The sequence below is a fragment of the Streptomyces sp. BE303 genome, from assembly GCF_036290945.1.
Classification (GTDB): Bacteria; Actinomycetota; Actinomycetes; order Streptomycetales; family Streptomycetaceae; genus Kitasatospora.
Map to the genome: position 1 here is coordinate 149,791 of NZ_JAQYWZ010000767.1, position 13,840 is coordinate 163,630.

General features: G+C 71.3%; 11 protein-coding genes. 8 read left to right on the forward strand and 3 right to left on the reverse strand.

Annotation, left to right across the window (positions count from 1 at the left end):
* Positions 1–73: 73 nt before the first annotated feature.
* The 3 genes from PUR56_RS23640 to PUR56_RS23650 form a co-directional block, all read right to left on the reverse strand.
* Positions 74–1,381: a DUF2786 domain-containing protein gene (locus tag PUR56_RS23640; RefSeq protein ID WP_329950382.1), complete on the reverse strand. Its 1,308-nt coding sequence runs from the start codon at positions 1,379–1,381 to the stop codon at positions 74–76.
* A 157-nt stretch (positions 1,382–1,538) separates the two neighbouring features.
* On the reverse strand, positions 1,539–3,209 hold the full coding sequence (locus PUR56_RS23645; protein ID WP_329950383.1) for a transporter: 1,671 nt from the start codon (positions 3,207–3,209) through the stop codon (positions 1,539–1,541).
* Positions 3,206–4,027: an ABC transporter ATP-binding protein gene (locus tag PUR56_RS23650; RefSeq protein ID WP_329885735.1), complete on the reverse strand. Its 822-nt coding sequence runs from the start codon at positions 4,025–4,027 to the stop codon at positions 3,206–3,208. The genes PUR56_RS23645 and PUR56_RS23650 overlap by 4 nt, the downstream gene beginning before the upstream one ends.
* Positions 4,028–4,309: 282 nt before the next feature.
* On the opposite strand from PUR56_RS23650, the gene PUR56_RS23655 reads away from it, so the two are divergent.
* The 8 genes from PUR56_RS23655 to PUR56_RS23690 all read left to right on the forward strand — a co-directional run bounded on the left by PUR56_RS23655 (position 4,310) and on the right by PUR56_RS23690 (position 13,821).
* Positions 4,310–4,858, forward strand: a complete 549-nt coding sequence (locus tag PUR56_RS23655) for a DUF1707 and DUF4190 domain-containing protein (protein WP_329950384.1) — start codon at positions 4,310–4,312, stop codon at positions 4,856–4,858.
* 422 nt (positions 4,859–5,280) lie between these two features.
* Complete coding sequence (gene rpsL / locus PUR56_RS23660) at positions 5,281–5,652, forward strand: 30S ribosomal protein S12 (RefSeq protein ID WP_014144289.1); 372 nt, start codon at positions 5,281–5,283, stop codon at positions 5,650–5,652.
* A gap of 2 nt (positions 5,653–5,654) precedes the next feature.
* Positions 5,655–6,125, forward strand: a complete 471-nt coding sequence (gene rpsG, locus PUR56_RS23665) for a 30S ribosomal protein S7 (RefSeq protein ID WP_148644378.1) — start codon at positions 5,655–5,657, stop codon at positions 6,123–6,125.
* A gap of 39 nt (positions 6,126–6,164) precedes the next feature.
* On the forward strand, positions 6,165–8,270 hold the full coding sequence (gene fusA, locus PUR56_RS23670; protein ID WP_329885401.1) for an elongation factor G: 2,106 nt from the start codon (positions 6,165–6,167) through the stop codon (positions 8,268–8,270).
* Positions 8,271–8,503: 233 nt separating this feature from the next.
* On the forward strand, positions 8,504–9,697 hold the full coding sequence (tuf, locus tag PUR56_RS23675) for an elongation factor Tu (RefSeq protein WP_329885400.1): 1,194 nt from the start codon (positions 8,504–8,506) through the stop codon (positions 9,695–9,697).
* A gap of 175 nt (positions 9,698–9,872) precedes the next feature.
* Positions 9,873–10,832, forward strand: a complete 960-nt coding sequence (locus PUR56_RS23680) for a glycosyltransferase family 2 protein (protein ID WP_329885399.1) — start codon at positions 9,873–9,875, stop codon at positions 10,830–10,832.
* A 91-nt stretch (positions 10,833–10,923) separates the two neighbouring features.
* Complete coding sequence (locus tag PUR56_RS23685; protein WP_329950385.1) at positions 10,924–13,332, forward strand: hypothetical protein; 2,409 nt, start codon at positions 10,924–10,926, stop codon at positions 13,330–13,332.
* Between the two features lie 15 nt (positions 13,333–13,347).
* Positions 13,348–13,821 (forward strand): GtrA family protein, encoded by a 474-nt coding sequence (locus PUR56_RS23690; RefSeq protein WP_329950386.1) that lies wholly within the window; start codon positions 13,348–13,350, stop codon positions 13,819–13,821.
* Positions 13,822–13,840: the final 19 nt, after the last annotated feature.

Sequence of the window (13,840 nt, forward strand, 5' to 3'; positions counted from 1 at the left end):
CGCCGCCCACCGCGGGTGGTGCCCGCGCCGGGCCGTGCCCGGGCCGGTGTCCGTTCTATCAGGGCCCGTCCGGTCAGCCCCGGATCTCCCCGGCCCGGCCGTGCAGCGCCGCCCGGTCCGCGGCGGCCCGGCCCGCCGCCCAGCCCTCGCCGTCGCTCACCCGGACCCGCTGCGAGACCAGCTTCGGGAACATCCGGCCCACCTCCTGGTCCACCGCCGCCGAACGGGCCGCCAGCGCGGGCAGCAGCCGCTCGTCCGGCACGAGCTGCTCCTCTGTGCCGTCCGCCCGCAGGTGCCGGCCGGCCGCCGCGTCGCCGGTCGCCCGCTCGGTCGCCTCGGTCAGCCGCTCGCGGATCCGCGCCGCGTACGCCACCAGGAAGGACTGCCGGAACGCCTTGGTGCGCGAGGCGCCGTCCAGGTGCTGCCGGGAGCCCGCCTTCTGCATCGCGTGGGTGGCCTGCACCAGCAGCGAGGTGTACAGCAGCTCCACGCCGTCGAGGTCCGCGTCGAAGCCGATCAGGGTGCAGAAGCCGAACTCCTTCGCCCACACCACCCGGCACCGGTTGGCCGCCGCCACGGCGTCCAACAGCATCGTCTTCGGGACCTCGTAGGGGTTGTCCACCCCGATCCGCAGGGCCCCCGGGGCGTTGCGGTCCGCACCGTCGACGGCCAGCAGCGCTTCGTCGATGCTGTGCTGCGCCATCAGCTGCTGGGCCTTGGCGGTCAGCGCCTCGGCCTCCTCCGGGTACTCGGTGGACTCGGCCTTCGCCAGCAGCGCCCGGATCCGCGACAGCATCCGCGGCTCGCCGGTCACCGGTCCGGGCCGCTCCCGCCGGACGGCGTACCCGACCTGCCCCGGCACCGGCCCGACCGGGGCGATCGGCGGCAGCCGGCCCCAGATCCGCAGCAGCTCCAGTACGGCGGTGGCGAGCGCGAACCGGTCCAGCCGGTGACGCTGCGCGAAGGCCTCCAGGTACCGCTCGTCGTCCGGCCACCAGGCCGCCGTCTCCAGCTCGCGCAGCTGCTCCTGCCAGCGCCGGTCCGGTGCGGCCGCGGCGTGGCGGCGCCCCTCGGCGGAGATCAGGTCCACCGCCAGCGCCAGGTGCACCGGCTTCAGCTCCCGCCGGACCACGCGGGCCAGGTCGGCCGGGCGCCAGCCCGCCGACCAGCACCGGCCGACGGACGTGTCCGCGTACCCGAGCACCGCCCGGCTCACCGCCGGCCACTGGCCGGCGGAGGCCGCCAGCAGGGAGGCCCCGGTGTCCAGCGCGAGGTCGAGGCCGTCCTCGGGCGCCGTGACCACGGTCGCCACCGCCCGCTCCAACAGTGCCCCGGCACCGCCGTCCGCCGCGGTTCCGCCCGGTTGCCTGCGCTTGCCCACGGTGCTCCCGCTCTCGTCCCACGTCTGATGCGGTCCGCACCCTTGCCCATGATGCCGGAGCGGCGCCGACAACGACGGGCCCGCCCGGCCGGCCACCGTCGGCGGGGAACGACCCCGGCGGCCCCTGCGCGGAGCAGGGGCCGCCGGGGGACGGGCGTCAGCGCTCGACGGTCTTGGCGAGGATCTCCGGGAGGCGTTCCAGCAGGCGGCCGGCGGCGAGGCGCAGGCCGAGGGCGGCGACGAGGGCGCCGTAGGCGGGTCCGACCAGGAGGACGGGCCAGGTCGGGCCGTCGGCGGCCAGCGCCCAGCCGAGGTAGCCCGCGACCGGGGAGGCGAGGAGGGCGCTGCCGAAGATCGAACCGAAGCTGTTGACCATCACCAGCCCGCCCTGGCCGGGCGCCGCGTTGCGCATCGGGTTGTTGTCGGCGGGCATGGTGTACGGCGCGAGCACGCTGAGTACGGCGCCGATCGCGATGCCGCTGCCGAGCAGGGCGAAGGCCACGCCGGTGGCCGCCGGCAGGCCGGCCCAGTCGCCGCTGACCGCCGCCAGGGCCGGCGCGAGCACGAGGGTGATCGGGACGGCGTAGGAGAGGACGGCGAAGGCCCGGCCGCGCAGCTCGTCCCGGGCGTCGGCCGGGGTGAGCAGGGTGGCGGCGACCATCCAGAACGCCGACCCGTCCATGCCGAACAGGTTGAGCATCTGCAGACCGAGGAACATCCCGGCCATCGCCACCAGGTAGACCGTCGCCCAGCCCTGGACCACCGACAGCACGCAGATCACCAGGGTCATGCCGATGCTGGTGAAGACGGCGGCCTTCGCCCGCGGCTCCCGCCAGGCGTACCGCAGGTGACGCTGCATCACCGCGCCGACCCGGCCGCCCGGGAGGAAGCGCGCGCCGCGCGCACCCTGGACGCCGCGCACCACCTCCAGGGTGGAGGCGTCGGCGGTGACCATCAGCTGCTGGAGGCTGGAGCGCCACCAGCGCAGCAGCAGCACCAGCAGGCCGGCGGTCGCCGCCAGCTGGAGCAGCGCCAGGCCGTACCGGCCCTCGCCTGCCGTGCGGGCCGCGTCGACGGCGCCGACCGGCGGCACCCAGCGCAGCACCGAGGCGACCGGTGCCAGCGGGCTGAGGTCGAGGCCGTGCTCGCCGGCCTTGCCGAAGACGCTCTGCGAACCGACGTTGGCGATCTGCACCAGCAGGGCGAAGAGCAGCCCGCCGAAGATGGCGAAGTCCTTGCCGCGCCGGCTGGAGAGCAGCCGGGCGTTCCCGGCCGCGACCGAGCGGGACAGCACGACCACGGTGAGTACGGCCAGCGGGACGCCGACCGCACCGGCCACCGCCGACGCCATGCCGTCGGCGCCGGAGAGCGCGGCCCCGGTGAGCAGGATCAGGCTGACCAGCGGGCCGGGCCCGATCAGTGAGGCCAGCACCGAGCCGCGCAGCAGCGGGGCGGGTCGCAGCGGGAGCATGGTGAGCCGGGTCGGGTCGGCGCTCTCGTCGCTGGAGAACAGGAACAGCGGGATCGCGGCCCAGCCGAGGGCGAGCGCGCCGGCGAGGACGACACCCGCGTCGCCGGCCGAGCCGGCCTCGGTGGGGCGGTCGAGCAGGGCGAAGGCGACCGCGATCCCGGCGGCGAAGAGCACGCCGAGGACGGCGCCGACGACGTACAGGGCGGCCCGGCCGCGGCTGCGGCGCAGGCCGTTGCGGAGCAGTCGGAGCTTGAGCGAGACGAGGGTCCGGACCACCGTCCGGTCGTCGGGCACGCCGCCCCGGACGGACGGGGCGGCGGGGACGGCGGCGGGGACGGCTGCGGGGGAGGAGCTCACCGCTCGCCCCCGCCGAGCCAGTCGAGGGACCGGCCGTCGTCCTCGCGGACGCCGATGAGGTCGAGGAACGCCTCGTGCAGGCTGCGCCCGCCGCGGACGGCGTCGAGCGGGCCGTGGGCGATGACCTGGCCGGCGCTGATCACGGCGACCCAGTCGCAGAGCTGCTCGACCAGCTCCATCACGTGGCTGGAGAAGACGACCGTGGAGCCGGCCGCCGCGTACCGCTTGAGCACGCCGCGGATGGTCTGGGCGGAGACCGGGTCGACGCCCTCGAAGGGCTCGTCGAGGAAGAGCACGTCCGGGTTGTGCAGCAGTGCGGAGGCGAGGCCGATCTTCTTGCGCATGCCGGTGGAGTAGTCGGCGACCAGCTTGTCGGCGTGGCCGGTCAGGTCGAGCACGGCGAGCAGTTCCTCGGCCCGGCGGTCGACCTCGGCGCCGGGCAGGCCGCGCAGCCGGCCGTTGTACTGCAGCAGTTCGCGGCCGCTGAGGCGCTCGAACATCCGCAGGCCCTCGGGGAGGATGCCGATCCGGGACTTGGCCGCGACCGGGTCGGCCCAGACGTCGGCGCCGTGGATCAGGACGGTGCCCTGGTCGGGGCGGAGCAGACCGGTGGCCATCGACAGGGTGGTGGTCTTGCCGGCGCCGTTCGGGCCGACCAGCCCGATGAACGCCCCGGTCGGCAGCTCCAGGCTGAGCCCGGCCACCGCGGCCTGGCTGCCGAAGTGCTTCCACAGCCCCCGGACGGAGACGGCGGAGGGAGCGGCCGGGGGAACGGGGGAGTCGGGGGCGGGGGACGGCGGCGGCGCTGACGCCTGCATGGTGGCCCTCTCTGCTGGTGGGCGGGCGGTCGGGTCCATGATCGTTCCATGATCGACATCGGTCCGACGACAGCCTGCCACCGTCCGGGCGGCCCTGTCCCGTGTGCGGACGTTCCGGGCGTGTCTGGGCCGAACGGGTGAGACGGGGCCGGGTCCGGCCGGGCCCGTGCAGGGGTGGAGTCGAATAACCGGAAGGTGGCAACTACTCAGGGCCCCCGTTCGTCCTGCACTATGAGGACCAGTGGGCGTGCCGATGCACGCAGGGGCGCCGGGAGGTGGCGGATGGCCGTTCAGCCGTGGGGCGAACCGGGGTACGGGGCCGGGGGGCGCCAGCCTGCCGTCTCGGCGCAGGCGGCGATGCGTGCCGCGCACGCCGACCGCGAGCGGACGGTGGACGTGCTGAAGGCGGCCTTCGCCGAGGGGCGGCTCACGGCGGACGAGTACGGCGACCGGTTCACGGCGGCCAGCACCGCGCAGACCTACGGGCAGCTCGCCCAGCTGGTGGCCGACCTGCCGTCCGGGCCGATGGTGGCCCCGGCGCACGTCGCCGGGCCGGTCGTGCCGCCGACGTTCCTGATCCCGCAGCCGCTCCCGCCACAGCGCCGGACCAACGCGGTGGCGGTGACCTCGCTGGTGCTCGGCCTGCTGTGCGTCCCGACCGGGGGCATGCTCGGGCTGCCGGCCGTGATCACCGGCCACATCGGCCGCCGGCAGGTGCAGGAGCGGAACGAGGAGGGCGACGGCATGGCCGTCACCGGCCTGGTCTTCGGCTGGCTGTCGATCGCGTTCTGGATGCTGCTCGGCGTGATGGTGGTGCTCTTCGGCGGCTGACCGCCCGCGGGGCGGCCGGAGGCCGCTCCGGTGGCGACGGTTCCCGCGATGTGGTAGAGCGGCAGGAGGAGGGTCCGACACCGGGCGGCCGCGTGCGGGACATCCCGGCGACACCCGGCCGACGGCCACGACCTGCGGCGTTGCATTTGTTTTGACCGAGCCCGATGCGCTAGGTACGCTCTGACCTTGTGCCTGGGGTGTCCCCGGGTCCTTGTGCGTGCATGCACACCGGCCGCCGCGCCGAGCCGGAGCGCTTTCCAGTGCCCCGAGCGTAGAGCGCCGCCGCTGTACATCAGCTCATGGGATTCCGTGTCGGAATAGCCCAACACACCCGACCGCGTGGGTCGACCACGCGGCTGTGTGTGCAGGGAACACCGCAGGTTAGTTTCACCAAGCCTTGGCACACAGAAAACGGAGAAACGGTGCCTACGATCCAGCAGCTGGTCCGAAAGGGCCGGCAGGACAAGGTCGAGAAGAACAAGACTCCCGCGCTGAAGGGTTCCCCGCAGCGCCGTGGGGTCTGCACGCGTGTGTACACGACCACCCCGAAGAAGCCGAACTCGGCGCTTCGTAAGGTCGCCCGTGTGCGCCTCACCAGCGGGATCGAGGTCACCGCTTACATTCCGGGCGAGGGCCACAACCTGCAGGAGCACTCCATCGTGCTGGTGCGCGGTGGTCGTGTGAAGGACCTTCCTGGTGTCCGCTACAAGATCATCCGCGGTTCGCTCGACACCCAGGGTGTCAAGAACCGCAAGCAGGCTCGCAGCCGCTACGGCGCCAAGAAGGAGAAGTAAGAATGCCTCGTAAGGGCCCCGCCCCGAAGCGCCCGGTCATCATCGACCCGGTCTACGGCTCCCCTGTCGTCACCCAGCTGGTCAACAAGATCCTGCTGCACGGCAAGCGCTCCACCGCCGAGCGGATCGTCTACGGCGCCCTTGAGGGCGTCCGTGAGAAGACCGGCTCGGACCCGGTCGTCGCGCTGAAGCGTGCGCTGGAGAACGTCAAGCCGGCCCTCGAGGTCAAGTCCCGCCGTGTCGGTGGCGCGACCTACCAGGTTCCGGTCGAGGTCCGTCCGGGCCGCGCCAGCACCCTGGCGCTGCGCTGGATGGTCGGCTACTCGCGCGCCCGTCGCGAGAAGACCATGACCGAGCGCCTGATGAACGAGATCCTCGACGCCAGCAACGGCCTGGGCGCTTCCGTGAAGCGTCGCGAGGACACCCACAAGATGGCCGAGTCCAACAAGGCCTTCGCGCACTACCGCTGGTAGTCCGTACCCCGTCACTAGACAGAGAGAGAACGAGCCACCATGGCTGCAACCTCCCTTGACCTCGCCAGGGTCCGCAACATCGGGATCATGGCGCACATCGACGCGGGCAAGACCACCACCACCGAGCGGATCCTGTTCTACACCGGTGTCTCGTACAAGATCGGTGAGGTCCACGATGGCGCTGCCACCATGGACTGGATGGAGCAGGAGCAGGAGCGCGGCATCACGATCACGTCGGCCGCGACCACCTGTCACTGGACGGTCGACGACGTCGCCAACACCATCAACATCATCGACACCCCGGGCCACGTCGACTTCACCGTCGAGGTGGAGCGTTCGCTGCGCGTGCTCGACGGTGCCGTGACGGTGTTCGACGGTGTCGCCGGTGTCGAGCCCCAGTCCGAGACCGTGTGGCGGCAGGCTGACCGCTACGGCGTCCCGCGCATCTGCTTCATCAACAAGCTGGACCGCACGGGCGCCAACTTCTTCTTCTGCGTGCAGACCATCGTGGACCGCCTCGGCGCCACCCCGCTGGTCATGCAGCTCCCGATCGGTGCCGAGGCGGACTTCCAGGGCGTTGTCGACCTGGTCCGCATGAAGGCGCTGGTCTGGTCCGCCGAGGCGGCCAAGGGTGAGATGTACGACATCGTCGACATCCCGGCCGAGCTGCAGGAGCAGGCGGACGAGTACCGCACCCAGCTGATCGACACCGTCTCCAACGTGAGCGACGAGATCATGGAGCTCGCCCTCGAAGAGGCCGAGATCCCGGTCGAGCTGCTCCAGGACGCGATCCGCAAGGGCACGCTGAACTCGGACTTCACCCCGATCTTCTGCGGTACCGCGTTCAAGAACAAGGGCGTTCAGCCCCTGCTCGACGCGGTCGTCAAGTACCTGCCGTCGCCGCTGGACATCGAGTCCATCGAGGGCACCAAGCCCGGTGACGACACGGTCAAGATCTCCCGCAAGGCCTCGGACGACGAGCCGCTCGCCGCGCTCGCGTTCAAGATCATGTCGGACCCGCACCTCGGCAAGCTCACCTTCGTCCGGGTCTACTCGGGCCGCCTGGAGTCCGGCACCTCGGTGCTGAACGCCGTGAAGGGCAAGAAGGAGCGCATCGGCAAGATCTACCGCATGCACGCGAACAAGCGTGAGGAGATCGACTCGGTGGGCGCCGGCGACATCATCGCCGTCATGGGCCTGAAGCAGACCACCACCGGTGAGACGCTGTCCGACGAGAAGAACCCGGTCATCCTGGAGTCCATGGACTTCCCGGCCCCGGTCATCCGCGTCGCGATCGAGCCCAAGTCCAAGGGTGACCAGGAGAAGCTGGGCGTTGCCATCCAGCGTCTCGCCGAGGAGGACCCGTCCTTCCAGGTCAACACGGACGAGGAGACCGGCCAGACCATCATCGCGGGTATGGGCGAGCTGCACCTCGAGGTGCTCGTCGACCGTATGCGCCGTGAGTTCAAGGTCGAGGCCAACGTCGGCAAGCCGCAGGTCGCGTACCGCGAGACGATCCGCAAGGCCGTCGAGCGCATCGACTACACCCACAAGAAGCAGACCGGTGGTTCCGGTCAGTTCGCCAAGGTGCAGATCGCGATCGAGCCGCTCGAGCAGGCCGAGGGCTACGAGTTCGTCAACCAGGTCACCGGTGGCCGCGTGCCGCGGGAGTACATCCCGTCGGTCGACGCCGGCTGCCAGGAGGCCATGGAGTTCGGCATCCTCGCCGGCTACCCGCTCCAGGGTGTCCGCGTGAAGCTGCTCGACGGTGCGGCGCACGACGTCGACTCGTCCGAGCTCGCGTTCAAGATCGCCGGCTCGATGGCCTTCAAGGAAGGCGCCCGGAAGGCCTCCCCGGTCCTCCTGGAGCCGATGATGGCCGTCGAGGTCACCACGCCCGAGGACTACATGGGCGACGTGATCGGCGACATCAACTCTCGTCGTGGCCAGATCCGGTCCATGGACGAGCGTCACGGTGCCCGCGTCGTCACGGCGCTGGTGCCCCTCTCCGAGATGTTCGGCTACGTCGGTGACCTGCGCAGCAAGACCTCTGGTCGCGCGAGCTACTCGATGCAGTTCGACTCGTACGCCGAGGTTCCGCGGAACGTGGCGGACGACATCATCGCCAAGGCCAAGGGCGAGTAGGGACCGGCACCCGCCGGCTCCCTGTTCGAGGCCGCCGTACGTCCCGACGATCGGGACGACAGCGAACCCTTAGGCTATTAGGAGGCAATCCGGGAGAATCCGGTCGGATTCTCCCGGGGCCTCCGGCCCCCACCCGCGGGACGGCATGGAGTGCCTCGGCGCTCCGTACCCAACCCGATCAAAGACCAACTGACGTCAGCACGGCGTACAGAACTGTCCTCAGGAGGACTGCAGTGGCGAAGGCGAAGTTCGAGCGGACGAAGCCCCACGTCAACATCGGCACCATCGGTCACATCGACCACGGTAAGACCACTCTTACCGCGGCGATCACCAAGGTGCTGCACGACGCTCACCCGGACATCAACCCCTTCACGCCGTTCGACCAGATCGACAAGGCGCCGGAGGAGCGGCAGCGCGGTATCACCATCTCGATCGCGCACGTCGAGTACCAGACCGAGGCGCGTCACTACGCCCACGTCGACTGCCCGGGTCACGCGGACTACATCAAGAACATGATCACCGGTGCGGCCCAGATGGACGGTGCGATCCTCGTCGTCGCCGCCACCGACGGCCCGATGCCGCAGACCAAGGAGCACGTCCTCCTGGCCCGCCAGGTCGGCGTCCCCTACATCGTCGTCGCCCTGAACAAGGCCGACATGGTGGACGACGAGGAGATCCTGGAGCTCGTCGAGCTCGAGGTCCGCGAGCTCCTCTCCGAGTACGAGTTCCCGGGCGACGACCTGCCGGTCGTCCGCGTCTCCGCGCTGAAGGCGCTGGAGGGCGACAAGGAGTGGGGCGAGAAGCTCCTCGGCCTGATGGCGGCGGTCGACGAGGCCATCCCGACCCCGGCCCGTGCCGTGGACCAGCCGTTCCTGATGCCGATCGAGGACGTCTTCACGATCACCGGTCGTGGCACCGTCGTCACCGGTCGTATCGAGCGTGGCATCCTCAAGGTCAACGAGACTGTCGACATCATCGGCATCAAGGAGACCAAGACCACCACCACGGTCACCGGCATCGAGATGTTCCGCAAGCTGCTCGACGAGGGCCAGGCGGGCGAGAACGTCGGTCTGCTCCTCCGTGGCATCAAGCGCGAGGACGTCGAGCGCGGCCAGGTCATCATCAAGCCCGGCTCGGTCACCCCGCACACCGACTTCGAGGCCCAGTCCTACATCCTGTCGAAGGACGAGGGTGGTCGTCACACCCCGTTCTTCAACAACTACCGCCCGCAGTTCTACTTCCGTACCACGGACGTGACCGGCGTCGTGACCCTCCCCGAGGGCACCGAGATGGTCATGCCGGGCGACAACACCGCCATGACGGTCGTGCTGATCCAGCCGATCGCCATGGAGGAGGGCCTCAAGTTCGCCATCCGTGAGGGTGGCCGCACCGTCGGCGCCGGCCAGGTCACCAAGATCCTCAAGTAATTGACGATCTGACCTGCCTGTGACCCACAGGCGATCCGAAGGGCCCCGCACACCTCAGGGTGTGCGGGGCCCTTCGGTCTTAACCCTGCGCTCATCTTCTCTCACGGAGCGCTCACAGGCTGCTGCTATTCTCGGGCCACGAACCAGCCCCAGCAGCGGAAAGCGGGAGCACCTCATGCCAACGGCGCCCCAGTTGTCGGTCGTGATGCCGATCTACAACGAGCAGGAAGCGCTCCCGCTGACGGTCGAGCGCCTCCGCCCGATACTCGACGCCCTCGACGTCACCTACGAGGTGGTCGGTGTCGACGACGGCAGCACGGACGTCACCCCGGTGCTGATGCAGAAGATCCGCCAGGACTGGCCCGAGTTCCGCATCGTCCGCTTCGCGCGCAACTCCGGTCACCAGGCCGCGCTCACCGCCGGGATCCACCGGGCGCTGGGGGACTACGTGGTCAGCATCGACGCGGACCTCCAGGACCCGCCGGAGAAGATCCCCGAGATGCTCGCGCTCGCCCGCGAGCAGAACCTGGACATCGTCTACGGGGTCCGCGGCGACCGCGCCACCGACACCCGTTTCAAGCGGCGCACCGCCGGCGCCTACTACTGGCTCATGCGCAAGCTCGTCGGCAAGCGGATGCCCAGCCAGGCCGGCGACTACCGGCTGCTCAGCCGGGCCGCCGTCGACGCCCTCAAGTCCCTCCCCGAGCACCAGCCGGTCTACCGGCTGCTCGTCCCCTGGCTCGGCTTCCCCAGCGGCGAGGTCGTCTACGTCCGCGAGGAGCGGGTCGCCGGGGCGACGCACTACCCGTTGTCCAAGATGGTGCGGCTGGCGATCGACAGCATCACCAACTTCTCCGCAAGTCCCCTGCGGCTCGCCACCTGGATGGGCCTGCTGAGCTTCCTGGTCTGCATAGGGCTCGCCGTCTACACGGCGTTCGCGTACGCGCTCGGCGCCACCGTGCCGGGCTGGTCGTCGCTCTTCATCGGGATGCTCTTCATCGGTGCCGTGCAGCTGATCTGCGTCGGTCTGCTCGGCGAGTACATCGGGCGGATCTACTCGGCCGTGCAGGCCCGCCCCGCGTACTTCGTCGGCTACGACTCGGCCGAGGACGAGTGGCAGGAGCGGTCGCGATGACCTCCACAGGGGAACGGATCCGGTCGCAGCGAACCGTGTCGAGCCGCCCGGGGCGGCTCCGGTGCGCGGCACGGAGGACGGAACGGACAGCATGGGCACCACCAACAGCACGGCGTCCTCGGCCAGGTCCCGGGACGGTCGCCCGCCGGGCGGGGCGAGTGCTTCCGCGTCGCTGACGGCGGGCCGCCGCGGCTCCCCTGCCCCGGGCGGGCTGCGGCGGTGGGCGCCGGCGGTGGCCTGCTACCTGTTCGCGGTCGCGCTGCTGCTGGCCACGGACACCCCGCCGGGCGACGTCGCCCGCTACACGGGCTACGCCGCCTGGGGCGTGCTGCTTCCCGGCACGCTGGTGTTCCGGGCGCTCCGCCGCCGCCCCCACACCCTGGTCGAGGACCTCGTCCTCGGCGCGGTCACCGGCCTCGTGCTGGAGCTCGGCGCGTGGGCCCTGCTGGTGTCGCTCGGCCTGCAGAGGTTCGCGGTGGCCTGGCCGCTGCTGGTGGTGGTGCCCTTCCTGGCGGTGCCCGGCCTGCGGCGGCACTGGCGGCCGGCCGGGTACCGCCGGCCGGCGGAGCGCTGGTCCTGGGCGACGGCCGGCGTGGTGGCCCTCTCCTCGGCGTACTACTACGAGGTCTTCCTCGCCCGGTTCCCGATCCTGCCGGACAGCGAGACCAGCCGGCAGTACGGCGACCTGCCCTACCTGCTGTCGCTCGCGGGGAACGCCAAGTACAACGTCCCGCCGACCCTGCCGCAGGTGTCGGGGGAGCCGCTGAACTACCACTGGTTCACCTTCGTCCACATGGCGATGGGCGATCTGGTCGGGCACGTCGACCTGTCGGTGGTCGAGATGCGGCTGATGGTCCCGGCGCTGGGCGCGCTGGGGATCCTCGCCGTCGCGGTGGTCGCCCACCGGCTCGTGGGCCGGCCCTGGGCCGGCCCGGTGGCGGCCCTGCTGGTGTTCGCGGTGGGCGAGTTCACCGCGGCGTACCCCAACAACGTGGGCAGCTGGACCTTCGGGGCTCCCGCGGTCCGGCTGATGTCGTTCGCCAGCCTCTCCCTGACGTACAGCCAGCCGCTGCTGATCGCCCTGATCGGTGCGGCCGGCGACCTCCTGAGGCGGACCCGGGAGGGCGACGGGGGGATCCCGTCGTTCGGCCGCGGCGCCTACGTGCTCGCCGCGCTGTTCGCGCTGGCCTCCAGCGCGGCGAAGGCCAGCACGCTTCCGGTGGTCCTGGGCGGTCTCGGCTTCGCCGGGCTGATGATCCTGATCGGGACGCGGCGCGTCCCGTGGACGATCGTCGGCCTGGGGGCGATCGTCGGCGCGGCGCAGCTCTTCGCGACGGCCGCCGTCTTCGACTTCCAGAGCTACGCGCTGGAGGTCGTCCCGTTCGGCAACGTCCGGGGCTACTGGGCGGATCCGGACGGTTCCCGGCCGGCGGCGGTGCAGGCCGGGCTGGTCGCCGCGATCCTGGTCGCGTTCGTGCTGAACCACCACCTCAAGGCGGCCGGGATGCTGCCCCTGCTGTGGCGCAGCCGGCTGGACCTCGCTCCGGTGCAGTGGTTCCTGCTCGGCGGCGCGCTGGCCGGGCCGGCCGCCTACCTCGCGGTGAACGGCTTCAACGCCAGCTACTTCACCCTGGCGGGGTTGCCCTTCGCCGCCCTGCTCTCGGCGTGGGGGTACTGCGAGACCTTCGAGCGGGCGGCGCTCCCGCGCCGTGCCGTGCTCCTGCTGGCCGCCGCGGCGGCGGTCCTGGCCGGAGCGCTCACCCTCGCCCTCTACCGGTACTCGGACGACTGGAAGGCGTTCGCGGCCCGGCCGTTCGACGGTCCGGCGGGGGAGCCGCCGTACGTCAAGCTGCTGCCCGCGCTGGTCGCGGCGGCGGCGCTGGCCGGGCTCGCGCTGGCCGGCGGCCTGCTCTGGCGGCTCGCCGGCCGGGCGGTGCCTGCGCTGCGGCGCCGCGGCGGCGTCGTGCTGCTGACGGCGGTGCTGGCGGTGGGCGTCCCGGCGACGGCCCTGGACGTCCTCCAGGCGCGGAAGGTGCACTGGGAGGGCTCGTGGATCCTGCCGGAGACGCAGGTCCAGGCGGCCCGCTGGGTCCGTGAGCACAGCGGGCCGCAGGACGTGCTCGCCACCAACAGCCACTGCTGGCAGTTCGAGGACTACGCGGACAGCGCCTCCTGCGACAACTACCGTTCGTACTGGTTGAGCGCCTACTCCGAACGCTCGGTGCTGATCGAGGGCTGGGCCTACGCGCCCCGGTTGATGGCCACCGCGGCCGGCGCCGTGTCGGCCACGACGGGCTTCTGGGACGAGGCCCTGTTCAGGCGCAACGAGGAGGCGTTCTACCATCCGACGGCGGACACCCTGCGACGGCTGCGCGACGACGACCCCCGGCTCCGGTACCTGGTGGTCCACCGCAAGGCCGGGGCCGAGTCGCCGCGGCTGAAGGACCTCACCAAGCAGGTGTTCGACAACGGCCGGGTGGCCGTGTACGAGCTCTCCTGATCCGACGAAGAAATCATGGGCATCCAGATGGTCTCCACCGACAAGCCGACCGTGCCGGCGCAGGACGGTCCCGCGGCGGCGCGGCCGGCCGGGACGGTCCGGCGCCAGATCCCGTCCTTCCTGGTGATCGGGGTCCTGAGCACCCTCTTCTACCTGGGGCTGTACGTCGTCGCGCGGCAGTTCGTCGCCCCGCAGGCGGCGAACCTGATCGCGCTCGCGGTGAGCGCGGTGGCCAACACCGCGGCCAACCGGCGGTTCACCTTCGGGATCACGGGTGCCGAGGGCGCCCTGCGCCACCAGCTCCAGGGGGCGGTCGCCTTCCTGATCGGCCTGGGTCTCAGCGCCGGGGTGCTCGCCCTGCTGGACCTCGCGGCGCCGGACGCCTCGCGCACGGTCGAGGTGGCGGGCCTGGTGGTCGCCAACGGCCTGGCCACCGTCCTGCGCTTCGTGCTGATGCGGATCTGGGTCTTCAAGGAGCGGAAGGGCTGACCCGGGCGGCGGTCGGCGG